This is a genomic window from Amycolatopsis sp. NPDC089917 (assembly GCF_040684635.1).
GTDB lineage: Bacteria > Actinomycetota > Actinomycetes > Mycobacteriales > Pseudonocardiaceae > Amycolatopsis.
In genome coordinates, this window is record NZ_JBFBGL010000029.1 from 33,856 (window position 1) to 49,548 (window position 15,693).

General features: G+C 70.5%; 21 protein-coding genes and 1 riboswitch. Of the genes, 15 read left to right on the forward strand and 6 right to left on the reverse strand.

Going from position 1 to position 15,693, the window contains the following annotated elements:
• Nucleotides 1-23: 23 nt before the first annotated feature.
• A riboswitch (cobalamin riboswitch) is annotated at nucleotides 24-163 on the forward strand.
• A 78-nt stretch (nucleotides 164-241) separates the two neighbouring features.
• The 5 genes from AB0N89_RS21685 (at nucleotide 242) to AB0N89_RS21705 (ending at nucleotide 5,143) form a co-directional block, all read left to right on the forward strand.
• Nucleotides 242-1,750 (forward strand): ABC transporter substrate-binding protein, encoded by a 1,509-nt coding sequence (locus AB0N89_RS21685; protein ID WP_364207082.1) that lies wholly within the window; start codon nucleotides 242-244, stop codon nucleotides 1,748-1,750.
• A gap of 1 nt (nucleotide 1,751) precedes the next feature.
• Nucleotides 1,752-2,693, forward strand: coding sequence for an ABC transporter permease (locus AB0N89_RS21690; protein WP_364207084.1), 942 nt, complete (start codon nucleotides 1,752-1,754; stop codon nucleotides 2,691-2,693).
• Nucleotides 2,687-3,472, forward strand: coding sequence for an ABC transporter permease subunit (locus tag AB0N89_RS21695; RefSeq protein ID WP_364207086.1), 786 nt, complete (start codon nucleotides 2,687-2,689; stop codon nucleotides 3,470-3,472). The genes AB0N89_RS21690 and AB0N89_RS21695 overlap by 7 nt, the downstream gene beginning before the upstream one ends.
• The gene (locus tag AB0N89_RS21700) at nucleotides 3,469-4,857 is read left to right on the forward strand and encodes an ATP-binding cassette domain-containing protein (RefSeq protein ID WP_364207088.1); all 1,389 of its coding nucleotides are present in this window, start codon (nucleotides 3,469-3,471) and stop codon (nucleotides 4,855-4,857) included. The genes AB0N89_RS21695 and AB0N89_RS21700 overlap by 4 nt, the downstream gene beginning before the upstream one ends.
• A gap of 157 nt (nucleotides 4,858-5,014) precedes the next feature.
• Complete coding sequence (locus AB0N89_RS21705; protein ID WP_364207090.1) at nucleotides 5,015-5,143, forward strand: hypothetical protein; 129 nt, start codon at nucleotides 5,015-5,017, stop codon at nucleotides 5,141-5,143.
• A 9-nt stretch (nucleotides 5,144-5,152) separates the two neighbouring features.
• Here the strand turns inward: AB0N89_RS21705 and AB0N89_RS21710 are convergent, their stop codons facing one another.
• Nucleotides 5,153-5,857: an alpha/beta fold hydrolase gene (locus AB0N89_RS21710; RefSeq protein ID WP_364207092.1), complete on the reverse strand. Its 705-nt coding sequence runs from the start codon at nucleotides 5,855-5,857 to the stop codon at nucleotides 5,153-5,155.
• Between the two features lie 117 nt (nucleotides 5,858-5,974).
• Between AB0N89_RS21710 and AB0N89_RS21715 the strand changes: the two genes are divergently transcribed.
• Genes AB0N89_RS21715 through AB0N89_RS21725 form a run of 3 tightly spaced genes read left to right on the forward strand, consistent with a single transcriptional unit; the run spans nucleotide 5,975 to nucleotide 7,475 of the window.
• Nucleotides 5,975-6,322, forward strand: coding sequence for a helix-turn-helix domain-containing protein (locus AB0N89_RS21715; protein ID WP_364207094.1), 348 nt, complete (start codon nucleotides 5,975-5,977; stop codon nucleotides 6,320-6,322).
• Nucleotides 6,323-6,347: 25 nt separating this feature from the next.
• A complete protein-coding gene (locus AB0N89_RS21720; protein ID WP_364207096.1) occupies nucleotides 6,348-6,965 on the forward strand; it encodes a TetR family transcriptional regulator in 618 nt (205 codons plus the stop codon).
• Nucleotides 6,966-6,980: 15 nt separating this feature from the next.
• On the forward strand, nucleotides 6,981-7,475 hold the full coding sequence (locus AB0N89_RS21725) for a nitroreductase family deazaflavin-dependent oxidoreductase (protein ID WP_364207098.1): 495 nt from the start codon (nucleotides 6,981-6,983) through the stop codon (nucleotides 7,473-7,475).
• A gap of 10 nt (nucleotides 7,476-7,485) precedes the next feature.
• On the opposite strand, the gene AB0N89_RS21730 is transcribed toward AB0N89_RS21725, so the two are convergent.
• The gene (locus tag AB0N89_RS21730; RefSeq protein WP_364207100.1) at nucleotides 7,486-7,629 is read right to left on the reverse strand and encodes a hypothetical protein; all 144 of its coding nucleotides are present in this window, start codon (nucleotides 7,627-7,629) and stop codon (nucleotides 7,486-7,488) included.
• 6 nt (nucleotides 7,630-7,635) lie between these two features.
• On the opposite strand from AB0N89_RS21730, the gene AB0N89_RS21735 reads away from it, so the two are divergent.
• The 4 genes from AB0N89_RS21735 (at nucleotide 7,636) to AB0N89_RS21750 (ending at nucleotide 9,662) form a co-directional block, all read left to right on the forward strand.
• Nucleotides 7,636-7,764 (forward strand): hypothetical protein, encoded by a 129-nt coding sequence (locus AB0N89_RS21735; RefSeq protein WP_364207102.1) that lies wholly within the window; start codon nucleotides 7,636-7,638, stop codon nucleotides 7,762-7,764.
• A 147-nt stretch (nucleotides 7,765-7,911) separates the two neighbouring features.
• Nucleotides 7,912-8,331, forward strand: a complete 420-nt coding sequence (locus AB0N89_RS21740; RefSeq protein WP_364207104.1) for a hypothetical protein — start codon at nucleotides 7,912-7,914, stop codon at nucleotides 8,329-8,331.
• Between the two features lie 96 nt (nucleotides 8,332-8,427).
• Complete coding sequence (locus AB0N89_RS21745) at nucleotides 8,428-9,096, forward strand: thioredoxin domain-containing protein (protein ID WP_364207106.1); 669 nt, start codon at nucleotides 8,428-8,430, stop codon at nucleotides 9,094-9,096.
• Nucleotides 9,093-9,662 carry a vitamin K epoxide reductase family protein gene (locus AB0N89_RS21750; RefSeq protein WP_364207108.1) on the forward strand — a complete coding sequence of 190 codons (570 nt, stop codon included), beginning with the start codon at nucleotides 9,093-9,095 and terminating at the stop codon, nucleotides 9,660-9,662. The genes AB0N89_RS21745 and AB0N89_RS21750 overlap by 4 nt, the downstream gene beginning before the upstream one ends.
• A gap of 45 nt (nucleotides 9,663-9,707) precedes the next feature.
• Here the strand turns inward: AB0N89_RS21750 and AB0N89_RS21755 are convergent, their stop codons facing one another.
• From AB0N89_RS21755 to AB0N89_RS21765, 3 genes are read right to left on the reverse strand one after another with little or no spacing between them, the layout of a single operon-like run.
• Nucleotides 9,708-10,934, reverse strand: a complete 1,227-nt coding sequence (locus AB0N89_RS21755; protein WP_364207110.1) for an MFS transporter — start codon at nucleotides 10,932-10,934, stop codon at nucleotides 9,708-9,710.
• The gene (locus tag AB0N89_RS21760) at nucleotides 10,931-12,022 is read right to left on the reverse strand and encodes a PLP-dependent cysteine synthase family protein (protein WP_364207112.1); all 1,092 of its coding nucleotides are present in this window, start codon (nucleotides 12,020-12,022) and stop codon (nucleotides 10,931-10,933) included. The genes AB0N89_RS21755 and AB0N89_RS21760 overlap by 4 nt, the downstream gene beginning before the upstream one ends.
• A gap of 55 nt (nucleotides 12,023-12,077) precedes the next feature.
• Nucleotides 12,078-12,386, reverse strand: coding sequence for a hypothetical protein (locus AB0N89_RS21765; protein WP_364207114.1), 309 nt, complete (start codon nucleotides 12,384-12,386; stop codon nucleotides 12,078-12,080).
• A gap of 166 nt (nucleotides 12,387-12,552) precedes the next feature.
• Here AB0N89_RS21765 and AB0N89_RS21770 point away from each other — a divergent pair, with 166 nt between their 5' ends.
• The 3 genes from AB0N89_RS21770 (at nucleotide 12,553) to AB0N89_RS21780 (ending at nucleotide 15,273) form a co-directional block, all read left to right on the forward strand.
• Nucleotides 12,553-12,915 (forward strand): BlaI/MecI/CopY family transcriptional regulator, encoded by a 363-nt coding sequence (locus AB0N89_RS21770; protein WP_364207116.1) that lies wholly within the window; start codon nucleotides 12,553-12,555, stop codon nucleotides 12,913-12,915.
• Nucleotides 12,912-13,847 (forward strand): M56 family metallopeptidase, encoded by a 936-nt coding sequence (locus AB0N89_RS21775; RefSeq protein ID WP_364207118.1) that lies wholly within the window; start codon nucleotides 12,912-12,914, stop codon nucleotides 13,845-13,847. The genes AB0N89_RS21770 and AB0N89_RS21775 overlap by 4 nt, the downstream gene beginning before the upstream one ends.
• 358 nt (nucleotides 13,848-14,205) lie before the next feature.
• Nucleotides 14,206-15,273, forward strand: a complete 1,068-nt coding sequence (locus AB0N89_RS21780; protein ID WP_364207120.1) for a S1 family peptidase — start codon at nucleotides 14,206-14,208, stop codon at nucleotides 15,271-15,273.
• Here AB0N89_RS21780 and AB0N89_RS21785 read toward each other — a convergent pair whose 3' ends face one another.
• Nucleotides 15,274-15,657, reverse strand: a complete 384-nt coding sequence (locus AB0N89_RS21785) for a hypothetical protein (RefSeq protein WP_364207122.1) — start codon at nucleotides 15,655-15,657, stop codon at nucleotides 15,274-15,276.
• Nucleotides 15,658-15,693: the final 36 nt, after the last annotated feature.

Sequence of the window (15,693 nt, forward strand, 5' to 3'; positions counted from 1 at the left end):
GATCTTGATCCTGTGTAGCACAGGATCTCCATGGGTTACCGTGTGCGCCACAACGTAAGAAAGTGCCCGTCGGGGGAAGCCGGTGCGAATCCGGCGCTGACCCGCAACCGTGAACGGCAGTACGCCGTGAGCCGGACTGCCCGCCGGGTACTGCCAGCCCCAACTGTCGTGGAGTGCGGAGCGGGGTCCCGTTCGACGTGCTCGCGCGCCCGGGACAGTGCTCGATGTCCCGGAGGTTACTGTGACGCGTCATCCGTTCGGCCGCCGGCGTTTGCTCGCCCTGGCCGCCCTCGCGCCGTTGGCCGCCTGCGGGGCTGCGCCCGCGGACAAGGGCCGGTTGCGGGTCGCGTTCGCCGCGGGTGGTTCGAAGGAGACGCTGGACCCCACCCAGGTTTCGCTGTTCGTCGACCAGGCGCGGGCCAAAGCGCTCTTCGACACGCTGGTCGCCTACAACGCCGACACCTCGTTGCGGCCGCGGCTGGCCGAATCCTGGGAAAGCGACGGCTCCGGGACGCGCTGGCGGATCCGGCTGCGACAGGCGGCTTTCCACGACGGACGTCCGGTCACCGCGGACGACGTCCTGTACAGCTTCCGGCGGATCGCCGACCCCGCGCTGGCCTCCTCGTCCCGGCAGTACTTCGCGAAGGTGGACTTCGGCCGCAGCAAGGCCGTGTCAGCCACCGAACTGGAGCTGGTGCTGAGCGCGCCCGACTTCGAATTCCCGTCGGGGTGGGGCGCGCCGGGCGCGGAGATCGTGCCCGCCGGGACGACGGCGTTCGGCGCGCCGGTCGGCTCCGGGCCGTTCCGCTTCGTCTCGTTCACCCCCGGCGGCGCGGCGGTGTTCCGCAAGAACGAGTCCTATTGGGACGGTGCGCCGAGCCTCGACGAGCTCGAATTCGTCCCGGTCAACGACGAAACGGCGCGGGTCAACGCGCTGCTGTCCGGGCAGGTCGACTACGCCCACGACCTGGCCGCCGGCACCGCGGCTCGGCTGACGGGCGACGGGCGTGTGTCGCTGCTCGAAGCCAAGGGCACGACCATGCAGGGCCTGATCCTTCGCTTGACCCAGCCGCCGTTCGCCGACCCGCGGCTGGTGCGCGCCGTACTGTCCGGAGTGGACCGGGAAGCCCTGAACCGCGTCGCGCTGGCCGGGCGCGGCGAGATCGGCAACGACCTGTTCGGCAAGGGACTCCGCGGTTACGCCACCGGCATTCCCCAGCGGCCGCGCGATGTGGGCCTGGCCCGTTCGCTCGTCCGGGAAGCGGGCGCCGAGGGACTGGCCTTCGCCGTCGAAACCAGCGACGTCGATCCCGGCTTCCCCACGGCGGCGACACTGATTTCCCAGCAGCTGAACGAATTCGGCCTGAAGGTCACGCCGAACACGCGCGCGTCGAGCACGTACTTCGGCGAGACGAAGACCAAGGGCGTCGCCGCGCTCACCCGCACGGCCACCTTGCCGGTGCCGACATTCCTCAACCAGCGCTTCCGCACCGGAGGGTCGAACAACGTCAACGGCTTCACCTCGCCGGAGTTCGACGCCCTCATGGATCGTGCGGCGGCCACCGCGGACGAGGGTGCCCGGCTGGCGCTGTTCGGGGACGCCCAGCGGATCACGCACGAGTCCGGCGGCCTGCTCGCCTGGGGCTTCAGCACCTGGACGATCGCGGCGTCGAAGCGGGTGTCCGGGCTGGTCACCGCACCGCCGAACACCTTCGACTGGGCGAGGTTCGACCGCGCCCGCCTGTCCTGACGTGCCCGGATACGCCTTGCAGCGGCTGGGGTTCGCCGTGGTGCAGGCGCTGTTCGTCCTGGTCGCCACGTTCGCCGTGACCTCGCTGCTCCCCGGCGACGCGGCCTCGGTCGTGCTCGGAGAGCAGGCCACCGAGGAGCAGATGGCGACGGTGCGCCATCAACTCGGCCTCGATCAGCCACTTCTGGACCGGTTCGGGCACTGGCTCTCGGGCCTGGTCACCGGCGACCTCGGCCGCTCACTCGTCACGGGCGCCCCGGTGACGGACGAGATCGGCCGCCGGTTCGCCGCCACGGCGGTGCTCGCCGGGGTGACCTTGCTCGTGCTCGTCCCGCTCGCGCTGGGCGTCGGGGTGGCGTGCGGTGTCCGCGAAGGCTCCCGGACCGACCGGGTGCTCACGGCCGTCACCTTGTTCCTGCATTCGATCCCCGAGTTCGTTCTCGGACTGCTGCTGGTCGCGGGATTCGCCGTCTACACCGGGCTGCTGCCCGCCACCGCCGCCGGAACGGAGCTGACCGCGCGGCCCGCGGTGCTCGTGCTGCCGGTGATCGTGCTCGTCGGCCGTCAGCTGTGCGACGTGGCCCGGCAGATCCGGGTCGGCGTCGCGGAGCAGACGCGGGGGCAGGTGGCGGAGCATCTGCGCCTGCTCGGCCTGCCCGAACGCACCCTCGTGCTGCGGCATCTCCTGCCCGCCGCCGCGGCCCCCGCCGTGCAGCAACTCGCCCGCGCCGTCGAAGGGCTGCTGACCGGCACGGTGATCGTCGAATCCCTGTTCGCGATCACCGGTATGGGCACCGGCTTCGTCGAAGCCGTGCAGAACCGGGACATCCCGCAGGTGCAGGGATACGTGCTCGTGTTCGCCGGCGTCGTCGTGGTCGGGAACCTGGTCGCGGATCTGGTCGCGCACCGGCTGACCCCGCGCCGGGAGCTGGTCACGTGGTGAGCCGGACGCTCGGCTGGATACTGCTCGCCGTCCCGGTGCTGCTCGCGGTGGCCGGACCGATGGTCGCGGGCCCGGCGGTGTCCGTCGGGGCGCCCTGGCAGCCACCGGATTCCGCCCATCCGCTCGGCACCGACGTCCTCGGCCGTGACGCGCTCGCGGTGATCCTCACCGGCGGCCTTCCCGTGATCGGCATGACCGTCGCCGCGCTCGGGCTCGCGTACCTGGTCGGCCTACCGCTCGGCCTCTTCGCGGCCGGGCGCGGACGGTGGGCCGACGAGGCGGTGATGCGCTCGCTCGACCTCGTGCTGGCGTTCCCTTCGCTGCTGGTGCTCATGGTGCTCGCCGCGACCGGGCATCGCGGGCCCGGCGTGCTCGTCCCCGCCGTCGCCGCGCTCCAGCTGTCGGCGATCACCCGCGTCGTGCGGGCTTCGGCGCTGGCGCCCGGCTGCCGTACCGCCGTGGAAGCCCTTACGCTGCAGGGACGACCGTGGTGGCGCATCCAGCTCGGCTATGTCGCCCGGTACGTCGTCGGCCCGGTCTCCACCGACGCGGGGTCCCGGCTCGGCGTGGTGCTCTACCTGCTGGCGTCGGCGAACTTCCTCGGTCTCGGGCTGCCCGCGGACTCCCCGGATTGGGCCGTGGTCATCGAACGCAACAGCGAGGCCCTTTACACCGCTCCCGCGGTGGTGCTGGTGCCCGCCGCGCTGCTGATGGCGCTGTGCGTCGGGACCAACCTCGTCACCGACCGGCTGCTCGCCGCCCGGCGGGTGAGCCTGTGACGGTCTTGGAGATCAGCGGCCTTTCCGCCCGCGCCGGGGACACCGCTCTGCTCGGCGACGTCTCGCTGTCCCTCGAACCAGGCCGGGTGCTCGTCGTGCTCGGCGCGTCCGGCACGGGGAAGACCACCCTGGGCCTGGCCGCGACCGGGCGCGCCCGGCCCGGCATCGCCCTGTCCGGCTCGGTCCGGCTGGCGGGAGCCGAACTGCTCGGCCGCACCGGGGCCGAGCTCCGGCGGATCCGGGCCGGGGTCGTCGGCCATCTGCCGCAGCAGCCGTCGGCGGTGCTGGACCCGGTCCGCCGCTGCGGGCCGGTGCTGGCCGAACTCGCCGCGATCCGCCATCACGGCCGGACGTCGCGGCTGGCGGCGGCCCGCGCCGCGCTGGCGGAAGCGGGGCTGGAGCAAGGTCTGTGGCGCCGGTTCCCGCATCAGCTCTCCGGCGGGCAGCAGCAGCGCATGGCCCTCGCCACCACGCTGGTGACCCGGCCGAAGGTGCTCGTGCTCGACGAACCCACGAGCGGTCTCGACCCGGAGAGCAGCGCGGTGCTCGCCGCCAGACTCAAGGACCTTTCCCGTGCCGGGACGGCGTTGCTGGTCCTGACCCACGACCTCGCCCTCGCCCGCGCTTTGCCCGGCGACGTCGCCGAACTCCGCGACCACCGCCTGGTTCCCTGCGAAGCCGTGTCCGGGCAGGAGCCCCCTGAGACGCCTGTGCCTTCACCGGCCGAACCGGTACTCGTCGTCCGCGGGCTCACGGTGCGCGCCGGAGGGACGACACTGGTCGAGGACCTCGATCTGGAGCTGGCGGCGGGCAGCCGCACCGCGCTCGGCGGCGTCTCCGGCGCGGGCAAGACGACGCTCGCCCGCGCGCTCGCCGGGTTGACCCCGCCGAGCGCGGGCACGATCGAAGTCGACGGTGTACGCCTCCCCCGCCTGGCCCGCCGACGCGGACGCGCGCGGCTGCGGGCGATCCAGTACGTCCACCAGGACAGCCGCGCCTCTTTCGACGAGTTCCGCGGAGTGCTCGACCAGGTCGCCGACACCGCCTGCCTCCTTCGCGGCATCAGCCGTTCCGCCGCCCTGCTCGAAGCGTCGGAGGTCCTGCGGTCTCTCGGCGTCGACCCGGCCGACCGTCGCCCGGACCGGCTCTCCGGCGGGCAGCTGCAACGTTGTGCCGTGGCCCGCGCCCTCTTGGCCCACCCCAGGGTGCTGATCTGCGACGAGGTGACGTCGGCGCTCGACGAGGCCAACCGCGCGCGGCTTCTGGACGTCCTCACCGCCGCGACGAACCAGCACGGCACCGCCCTGCTGATGATCAGCCACGACGACGCCTTCGTCGCGGATTCCGCTCTCGCCCTGACCGAAGGGCGGCTGATTTCTCCCTGAACTCCCTTGTGTGCCAAGGGATTTCGATGTCCACAAGGGACAGCGAGGGCACACGCGAAGCGCGGGCGGACGATCAGCGGTCCTCGACGTGGCCCGGGCTTCGCCATACTCCGGTGGGCGGCGCACTCGGAAGGGATTCGCGTGGTGCGGGAAGTTCTTGCTGTGCAGGTTCTTCTCGGTCTTGCCGCTCGGCGGCGCCGTCGCCGTGGGCGGCTCGCAGGAGGCAACAGGCGTGGCGGCACCGATCGTCGACCTCGGCGCGGTGCGCTGGCCCGCCATCGGGTGAAACGGAGGCTCAGCCGGCAGCCGTCTCGGCGAGCAGCGTGGCGAGTTCGGCGGGCATGGTGATCATGCAGTCGTGGCCGGTCGGCAACTCCCGCGTCCGCTCGCCCGCCGGGACGGGGCGCCGCGTGATGCCCTCCGGTTTCCCCTCGACACAGTGGATATGCGTGCGCGGGAGGGCGCGCGCGGCCGGGTCGTCCAGCCGGACCGGTTCCTGGAGGCATCCCACGGGCTGGTCCGACAGCATCGAGCGCAACCAGGCGACGTCGCCCGGTTCGGTGACTCCGAACAGACCCAGTGGCGGCGGCTGCTCCGGCAGCGGAGGAACCCGCCAGCCGTCCACGGCGAGGTCGATGAGCCGCTTGGTGACCGGCAGGACGTCGACAGCGCTTTCGCCGTCTTCGGGGACCATCGCGTCGAGGAACACCAGATGCGCGATCCGCCCGGGGACGCGGTTCGAAACGCCCGAAATGACCATGCCGGCATAGCTGTGCCCGACGAGGACGACGTCATCGAGACGCTCTTCTTCGATCAGGGCGACGACGTCGTCGACATGGGTGCCGAGGCCGATCCCGCGGCTCAGCAGATGCGCCTTGTCGCCGTAGCCGGTCAGCGACGGCGCGAACACCCGATGCCCCGCCGACTCCAGTTCCGGGACCACTCGATCCCAGCTCCGCCCGCTGTGCCAGGCGCCGTGTACCAGCAGAAATGTGGCCATCTCGGACAGTTCCTCCTCGTGCCTCGGTACTCTTCGGTAACCGTGACCATCGTGTCCGCGCGCTGGCCGACGGGGCAATACGGCACTTTCAGGTGCCCCGGTTCTCAGGAGGTAACCGTGCAGGATCCGTGCCAGGCGCGTGAGGTTCTCGGGATCGTCGGGGACAAATGGGCGCTGTTGATCGTGCGCATGCTCAAGGACGGACCCCGGCGCTTCACCGAACTCAAACGGGCCATCGACGGCATCAGCCAGCGCATGCTGACCGTGACGCTGCGAGACCTCGAACGCGACGGGATCCTGACGCGCACGGTCCGCAACGTCATGCCGCCGCACGTCAGCTACGAACTCACCACGATGGGCCGGACGCTGCGCGAGGCCACCGCGCCGCTGCTCGAATGGAGCCTCACGCACCTGCCGCGGATCGATGCCGCCCGCGAGGCTTACGACAAACGCTCTATCACCTGATTGAATCAAGTGATAGCCTGCTGCCGTGACCAGCACCGCGCAGCGGCTCATCGCCGCCGCCGAGCGCCTTTTCGCCGAGCAGGGTGTCGGAGCGGTTTCCCTGCGCACGGTGATGCAGGCGGCGGAGACGAACGTGGCGGCGATCCACTACCACTTCGGATCCAAGGAAGGATTGCTCGAAGCGGTCCTGCGCAGCCGTCTCGACCAGGTGGCCGGCGAACGGAACGCGGCGCTGGCGGAACTGGCCGGCAACGACGTCACCTCGCGCGAACTGGCAGTCGCGTTCGTGCGGCCCGTGGTCGCGGTGCTCGGCTCAGGCGGCGAGCATTGGATCCGCCTGGTCGGGCAGCTGCTCGCCACCGACGAGAAAGGACTGAGCGTCCTTTCCGGCTCGTTCCTCCAGCGCAACGCGAAGTTCGTCGAGCTGCTGGAGTGCGAGTTCCCCGGCGTTCCGCGAAGAACGCTCGATTTCCGGTTGACCCAGGCCATGCACGTGACCCTGAACGTGCTGGGCGACATCGAGCGTGTCCGCCGGCTCCTCGGCCCGGACTCCACGCCCCGGGCTTGGCCACTCGACGACGTCGTCGCCGATCTCGTCGACGTCGTGACGTCCGTCCTCGCCGGGCCACCCGGCGAACGCTGACCTCAGGAGTTCACGGTGGGACGTTTCAGCCTGCCCGAGAAGACCCCCGACGGCCTGGACTCGCCCGTGACCGCCGCGGCCATCAAGTACATGGCCAGGGCGCAGGTGAAGATCTTCGCACTGACCAACGGCCGCGTCGGCGCCCGATGGCGCGTCGGCGCGGGCTTCCGCAAACCCGTCCCGACGCTGTTGCTGGAACACCGGGGACGCAAGTCCGGCCGCCTGTTCACCACTCCCCTGTTATACTTGCGCCACAACGAAGATCTCGTCATCGTGGCTTCGCAGGGCGGACTGCCCCGGAACCCGCAGTGGCATTTCAATCTGATCGCGTGTCCCGAGACGCGGGTCCATCTCAAAGGCCGACGCGACGTGGCCGTCACGGCGCACGTCGCCTCGGCAGAGGAGCGGTGCGATCTCTGGCCGCTGCTGGTCGACCTGTACGCCGATTTCGCGAAGTACCAGGCGTGGACCGAAAGGGAGATCCCGGTCGTCGTGCTCAGTCCGCGATGACGACGGCCGCCTACGCGACCGCGCCGGCGATCTCGTCGGGCCTGCCGTAGCGGATCCGGTCGTCGGGCACGATCTCGCGGACCGAGTTGTGCTCGATCTCCTCCCAGGTACCGCCCCAGCCGCGGTCCGGCACGGTCAGGAAGTCTCGGACCACGAGGACGTGGATCGCACGGGCTTCGAGGCAGGTCTCGACGATGCCGTCCCCGACACCGCGCGCTCCCCGGTGACCAGGACGACCCGGCCGGCCATGTCGAAGCTGACGGACATGCTGCGCTCCTCTCGGCGCTGAGGGGAAACGGAGCAGCACCAAGCAAACGCTGGGTTGCCCTCGATGCGGTGAGCGTGGTCACCACGACCACCTTGGCCGAACGCCCGCCGCCGCCTCACGAGCCGTAGTTCGCCGTGGCTTTACAAAGCCGCCTTTACTCTTCTGCCCGTGCCCGGCGGAAGGACTGCGACGACGGCCGCGCGGCTGTTCGCCGTGCTGGCCGCGCTGACCATCGTCGCCCTGATCCAGAGCGCGCTGTGCAGTGACGGCGCCGCGGCGGCCGGATCACCCTGCGCTCCCCTGTTCGCCGCCGAAAAGACCCATGCCGCGGCCGGCGAATGCGAACCGGCGACGTCCCAGGCGAGCCCGGCGGGTGATCACGGCGCGTCGCTCCTCCCTGCCGAACCTCCGCACAACCACCTCGACGACGTCCTCGGGATCGGTCTCGCGCTGGCCGCGCTCTTCCTGCTCGCCAGGCGGCGTCACCCCGGCACCGCGGGCCTGCCACCCGGTCTGCCGTCGTCCCTGCTGTCCAGGCGGCCGGCGACAACGCCTCCGCTCGTCCAGCTCTGCGTTTCCCGCACCTGATCGGCGCCCCCCGGTCGTGACCGGTTCGCCCCCGAGGCGGACCGGTCGTGCCATGCCGCCCTCAGTTGCCCGGATCCGAGCCAAGGACTCAGCAGAATGACCAAGAACGCCAAGGTTTCCCTGACGGTCGTAGCCGTCGTCGTCGCGGTGGTGGCCGCGTTGCTCGTCTTCACCAAGCTCGGTGAAGACACCCCACCGGCCCAAGCGGACGCACCCCCGGCGGTGCCCGCGTCCGTCCTGATCCGGCCGGACAGTCATCGGCTGTCCGATCCGGCCGGCGCCAAGGTGACCGTCGTGGAGTTCCTCGACCTGGAGTGCGAAGCGTGCGGCGCCGCGTTCCCCGGTGTCGAGCGGCTTCGCGCCGAGTACGGGGACCGAGTCACCTTCGTGATGCGCTACTTCCCCATCCCCAGTCACCAGAACGCCGAGCTCGCCGCGCGCGCCGTGGAGGCGGCGGGCAAACAGGGCAAACTCGAACCGATGTACCGCCTGATGTTCGAAAAGCAGCCGGAGTGGGGCGACCAGCAGGTGTCCCATCGCGACACCTTCGTCGGCTTCGCTCGCCAACTCGGGCTCGACACGGCCGCCTTCGAGGTCGACCTGGACGATCCGGCCACTCTCGGCCGCGTGCTGGCCGACCGCACCGACGGCGCGAACATCGGCGTCGAGGGCACGCCGACGTTCTTCGTCAACGGCGTCAAGTTCTCGGGGTCGCCGTCGTATGAGGCCCTCAAGGCCGCCGTCGACCGGGAACTGGCGAAGTGACGGAGGAACGCGCGCCGTTCGCGGTCCGCGTGACGCCGTGGGTGCTGCTGATCGGCGGCGCGATCGGCCTGGTGGCGGCGCTGGTGCTCACCGTCGAGAAGATCAAGCTGCTCAAGGACTTCTCCTACATCCCCACCTGCAGCATCAATCCGGTCCTCAGCTGTGGGTCGATCATGAAGACGCCGCAGGCGGAGCTGTTCGGCTTCCCCAATCCGTTGCTGGGGATCGTCGGGTTCACCGTGGTCCTGACGACCGGCGTCGCGGTGCTGAGCGGCGCGCGGCTGCCCCGCTGGTACTGGCTGGGCCTGCAGACGGGTTCGGCGCTCGGTGTGCTGTTCGTGCACTGGCTGATGCTCCAGAGCCTGTACGTCATCGGCGCGCTCTGCCCGTACTGCATGGTCGTCTGGGCGGTCACCATCGCCGTCTTCTGGTACACGACGCTGCGCAACCTCCACAGTGGACGGACGGTGCTCCGCTATCACAGTGTGGTGCTCGTGGTCTGGTACGCCGTCATCGCCGCCGCGGTCCTGCAAGCGTTCTGGAGCTATTGGAAGACCCTCGTCTGACCCCGTCGCGAAGGCCACCGGCTTCCGGTGGCCTTCGCGACGGTGCTACACCGTGACCAGGCGCCTGCTCCGCTCGAGACCACGCAACCCGGCCGCGCACACGACGCCGATCACCGTCAAGGCGAGCCAGGGGACTTCGGGCCAGCCCGCCCGGCGCGCGAGGTCGAACACGGTGCCGGTGAAGAGATTCCCGAGCAGGATGCCGACCCCGACGATCGTGTTGTAGAAGCCGTAATGCGTGGCGACCAGCCGGTCACCCGACAGCCGGACGACGGTGTCCATTTCGAACGGGAACACCACGACCGTGCCGACGGCCAGCGACGCGGCGGAGACGAGCAGCCCGGCGCCGGCGACGACCGGTCCCGCCCGGGCGACCGTCAGCGGCGCGACGAACGCGACGGCCATGAACACCATGCCTGCCGCCAGGCAGGTGCCGGGCGGCCACCGGTCCTTGAACCACGCGGTGATCTTGAGCTGCCCGGCGATCGCGAGGCCGCCCGAGATCACGAACAGCCCGGCGATGAGCACGGTGGCCGACGTCTCCGAGCCGGTGATCCGCCGGGCCTCCATCGGCAGGGCCAGGTAGGTCTGGAAGGACAGCACGTACGAGCCGATCATGACCAGCGCGAAGAGCAGGAAGGGACGGTTCGCCGCCACGATCCGCCAGTCCGACCAGACCGATGAGCGTTCCCGTTCGCTTTCGTGTGCGGGCAGCGCGCGTATCTGGACCACGGTCAGGACGCCGAAGACCGCGGCCGCGACCAGGCAGGTCAGCCGGAAGTCGACGGCCGTCAGCACCAGCCCGACGACCGGGCCGGCGAGGATCCCGCCCTGGTAGAACACGTTGAACACGGAGAACGCTTCCAGCCGCCGCTCCCCCGCGTCCGCCGCCAGATAAGCGCGGACCGCCGGATTGAACAGGGCTCCGGCGAATCCGGTGGCCGCCGAGGCGACGATCAGCGACGGCAGCGAGGACGTCACGCTCAACAACGCGAAACCCGCCGTCCGCAGCACGCATCCGGCGACGATCAGCGGTTTGTACCCGAACCGGTCGGCGAGCGTGCCCCCGACCAGGAACAGGCCCTGTTGCGAGAAGTTGCGGATGCCCAGCACCAGTCCGACGGCCCAGCCCGCCAGTCCGAGCGGGCCGGAAAGGTATCCGGCGAGGTATGGCATCAGCATGTAGAAGCCGACGTTGATGGTGAACTGGTTGACCATCAGGACTTTGCTCGGCCGGTCGAAGGACCGGAAGCGTCCGGAGAACCCGGTCACAGCGCGGGATCCACGACGGTGCGGCAGCGGGTCCAGCGTTCCACCACGCGTTCGCCGGGATGCCCGATGACGTCCGGTTCCCGGGGCGGGGCGACGTCGAGCAGGCCGTGTCCCGCGCAGTACTCGTCGTTGTAGACGGTGTCGAAGTAGCGCTGCGGGCCGTCCGGGAAGATCGCGGCGATCCGCACGTCCGGGTCGTGCGTGCGGGCCAGCCAGGCCGCGACGAGGGCGACCGCGCCGACGCTCCAGCCACCGGTCGCGTACTGGGCGGCGGCGAGCCGCCGGCAGGTCCACACGGCTTCGGCCGGGGCGACCCAGTGGACTTCCTCGAAAGCGTCGTAGTCGACGTTGCGGGGGTGGATGCTCGATCCGAGCCCGCGCATCAGCCGCGAGGTGGCGGGCTGCCCGAAGATCGTCGACCCGACGGTGTCGACCCCGATCAGGCGCAGATGCGGGAAATACCGCCGCAGCGCGCGGAAGGTCCCGGCCGAATGCCCGCCGGTGCCGACCGAGCACACCAGGACGTCGATCCGGCCCAGTTGCGCGGCCAGTTCGTCGGCCAGGCCCGAGTACGCGGCCACGTTGTCCGGGTTGTGGTACTGGTCGGGGCACCAGGCGCCGGGCTTCTCTTCGAGCACCCGCCGGACCCGGTCCCGGCGCGCCTGCTGCCAGCCGCCCGCCGGATGCGGCTCGGTGACGAGATCGACGCGGGTGCCGTGCGCGGTGAGCATCCGCCGCACGATCGGCTCCATGCCCGGATCGGTGACCAGGGTGACCGGATGCCCGTGCACGATCCCGGCCAGCGCCAGCCCGAGTCCGAGGGTGCCGCTGGTCGACTCGACGATCGTCGCGCCGTCGGCGAGGTCTCCGCGGGCTTTGGCCTCGCCCACCATGTGCAACGCGGGGCGGTCCTTCATGCCACCGGGGTTGAAGCCCTCCAGTTTGGCCCAGAAACCCTTGCCGGAACCGGTGAGGCGCTCGTCGATCCACAGCACGGGCGTGTTGCCGACGGCCAGCGCCGGATTCACGCAGCGCGCCGCCGTACTCAAGAGCCGGGACGGCGCGAAATGAGGCAGGACAGCGTTCATCGGGGTTTTCGTCTTCCTGTGCGATACGGAAATGACCGGGGCGGCGCGGGTTCGGTCACGTCCGGGAGACGCACAGCTCGGCGAGTATCCGGGGTCCGCTCCGGGGCGACGCGAGCGGACGCGGGCTTTCCTGGATCGGGCCCGGGAAGACGCGGCCCGGGGCGGGCGGCGGCACCGAGTCCGGGATGGACGGCGAGTCGTCGCTTCGCACCGCGACCGCGGACAGCGGCCGGGGGTGCAGATGCCCGCCGCTCGGCGGACACGACGAGTCGTGGGAACCGGCCTCGACGGCTGCCTCGCCGTGCCCGTCCAGGCAGCCGCCGGCCTGCGTTCCCGCCACGACCACCAGCAGCAGCAAAGCCACCAGGAGTCGACGAAGAGTAGCCGGAGAGACACTCACGGTTCCCACCGTAGCAAAGATCGACTCGTTCTCCCATCAGGCCTAGTACTAAAGGCTCTAGTAGCGCGGGGGCCCCGGCTCAGCGTCGGGTGGCCACCTCCCGGCCGGTACCCTGCACCGTGGAGGTGTCATGCAACGACTGGGCGAACTCGAGGCGTCGGTGATGGACGTGCTCTGGAATTCGACGGAACCCCTGCGGGTGCGCCAGGTTCTCGAGGCGATCAACCAGCACCGCGATCTCGCCTACACCACGGTGATGACGGTGCTGGACAACCTCCACCGCAAGGAATGGGTCGTGCGCGAGATGCGGAACCGCGCCTACTACTACCGCGCCGTGGCGACCCGTGAAGAAGCCACCGCGCAAAGCCTGCGCGAACTCCTCGACGCCTCGGACGACCGCGAGTCGGTGCTGCTGCATTTCGCGCGCTCGGTCACCGAAGAGGAGTCGGACATCCTGCGGCGGGCACTGCGGCGGAAGCCCGGCAAGCGATGATCCTGGCAGGAGTGCTCCTGTCCGGCGTCGTGCTGATCGGCTGGTTCTCGCCCCGGGTGCTCGGCAGGCTCACCGCGGGCGGGATCAGCCCGGGCACGGCGCTCGCGTGGTGGCTGCTGACCGCGCTCGGCGTCCTCGCCGGCACCCTGGGCGCCTTCCTGCTCCTCGTGCTGCCGGACCACGGTCCGGCCACGGCCATCACGCGGGTCCTCCACGACTGCTGGGCCGCGGTCGGCCACAGCGATCTTCCGGGCCTCGACCCGGTCGTCGGCACGTTCGCCGGTGCGGCCCTCGTGATCGCGGCGGCTCGGCTGGCCGTGGCTTCGGCACGGCGCCGGAAACGCAGCGCCCGGCTGCACCGGCGTCATCTCGACGTACTCCGGCTCTCCGGCGCCCGGTCGGGGCCGATGCTGTGGCTGCCCGACGACCGTCCGATCGCCTACAGCCTCGGCGGCCGGGACGGCCTGATCGTCGCCAGCGAAGGGCTGGCCGCGCGCCTCTCGCATCGCGAGCTGAACGCCGTGCTCGCGCACGAGAAGGCGCATCTCCGGGGCAGACATCACCTGCTGACCGCCTCGGCCGACGTCCTCGGCCGCACGCTGCGGTTCGTCCCGCTCATGCGCGAGCTTCCTGGCGCGATCCGGCTGCTCGCCGAACTGGCCGCCGACCGCGCCGCCGCCACCCGGCACGGATCCGAGACCGTGCGCTCGGCCCTGCTGTCCATCCACGCCGCGGACGAGCCGCGCCGCGCGCTCGGCATGGCCGGTGGCGACACCGAGATCCGGCTGCGCCTGCTGGCCGCGCACACCGCCGGGGCGTCCCGCTTCCCCGCTTGGGCCAAGGCGGTCGCGGGCGGGACCGTCGCCCTGCTGGCCCCGCCCGCTTTCACGGTCGGCCTGCTCTTCGCGACCGGACTCGTTTCCTGCTGGTGAAACCCGGACCGACGCACCGAGACCCGTTCGTCATCAAAGCGGGCAAACGGGTTCCGCCGCACACAATCAGGTGATCAACGCGGAACAGGCCTTTTCCCGAATGCCACGCCTCCGTCGCGCATTGTCGTGAACCCGGCGACACATCGGGGACGGTAAATCGGGCACGCTCCACTCACAAGAGTGAGCGGTCTCCGGAATTCCCCGTTCCTTTGCGCCGGAAAGGGGAATTGTGATCGCAACTCAAATGGCGGCATTCGCACGGGACCGCGCTGTCGTAACGTCGATTCCCGATCCACTCACCCCGCACCGAATTCCGCGATACCTGGAGGTTTTCGTGTTACGACGTCCTCTGCGCACCATGACCGTCCTGATCGGAGCCGCGGCGACCGTCGCCACCTTCGCGACCCCGGCGTCGGCGGCGACCTCGGCGCTGAACGAAGCTGCGGGTCCGGCCACGCTGGCCGCCGCGCAGCAGAAACTCGACACCGCGCTCGGCGCGGCGTTCGCCGGATCCTGGCTGGACACGAACGGGAGGTTCGTCGTCGGCACCACGGACGCGGGCCGCGCGGCCGAGATCCGCGCGGCGGGCGCGATCCCGAAGGTGATGCGGCACAGTACGGCCGAACTGAGGAGGTTCCAGTCCACATTGGACGGCAGAACCGCGGGTCTTCCCGCCTCCGTCGCCGGGTGGTACGTCGACGTCGCGGCCAACGACGTCGTCGTCAGCGTGGTGGGCGGCGACGCCGCCGGCCGGGCGTGGGCGGAGAACGCCGGGGTCCCGGTCCGGGTCGAGCAGGTGACGAGCGCGCCGCGTCCGTTGTGGAGCGTGGTCGGCGGGCAGGGTCTCTACTTCAGCGGCGGCGCCTGTTCGGTCGGGTTCAACGCCTACGACGATGACGACCGTTATGTGATCACCGCCGGCCACTGCACCGAACTCGGCGGCACCGTACAGGGTGTCGACGGCACGATCGGCAAGGTCGCGGAGTCGTCCTTCCCCGGCAACGACTACGGCACGGTCAGGGTGACCCATTCCGACGTCTCGACCCCGCCCCGGGTCGACCGGTACGAAGACGGGACCGACGTGCGGATCGAAGGCGCGGACGTCGTCGGTGTCGGCGGGCGGATCTGCCGGTCCGGGATCACCACGCACTGGCAGTGCGGGCGGGTCGAAGCGCTGGACCAGACGGTGAACTACGGCAACGGGAACGTCGTCCGGGGCCTGACCCAGACCGACGCCTGCGCCGAACCGGGTGACTCCGGCGGCTCGTTCGTCAGCCGCCCCTCGTCGGGTTCCGGCACGAAACTGGTGCAGGCGCAGGGCATGACCTCGGGTGGCTCCGGTAACTGCCGCACGGGCGGCACGACCTTCTTCCAGCCCGTCAAGGAGGTGCTCAACCGCCTCGACCTGAAGCTCGAAAAGGACTGATCACCCCGCCGGGAGGGGCGGCCGATCCCTCGGCCGCCCCCTGATCCATCCGGCGAGCTCGCCCGCTTCGCGGACCAGCGCCTCGATCTCCGCCCACCGGCGGCGGATCCGCTCCTGATCGGCGACCAGCGTGCCGGAAACCATCCCCAGGAACAGATTCGCGTCCGTCCCGACCTCCGCGAGCCGCAGGAAGGGAACGCGGTCCTCTTCGGTCCCCGGCCCGTGCGCCGCCCATTCGCGGGCCCGCATCCCGGCGTCGTGACACGCGTCGACGAGGAGCGTCCGGATCTCCTCCGTCCGGTTGCCCGGGCTCGCGGGAGGTTTCCCCATCAACGGGAAGATGTTCCAGGCCACCGAGAGCAGGCAGTCGGCCACGTCGTCCATCGACTCCACGTTCACCGCGCGGAGTGTTCCGGCCCG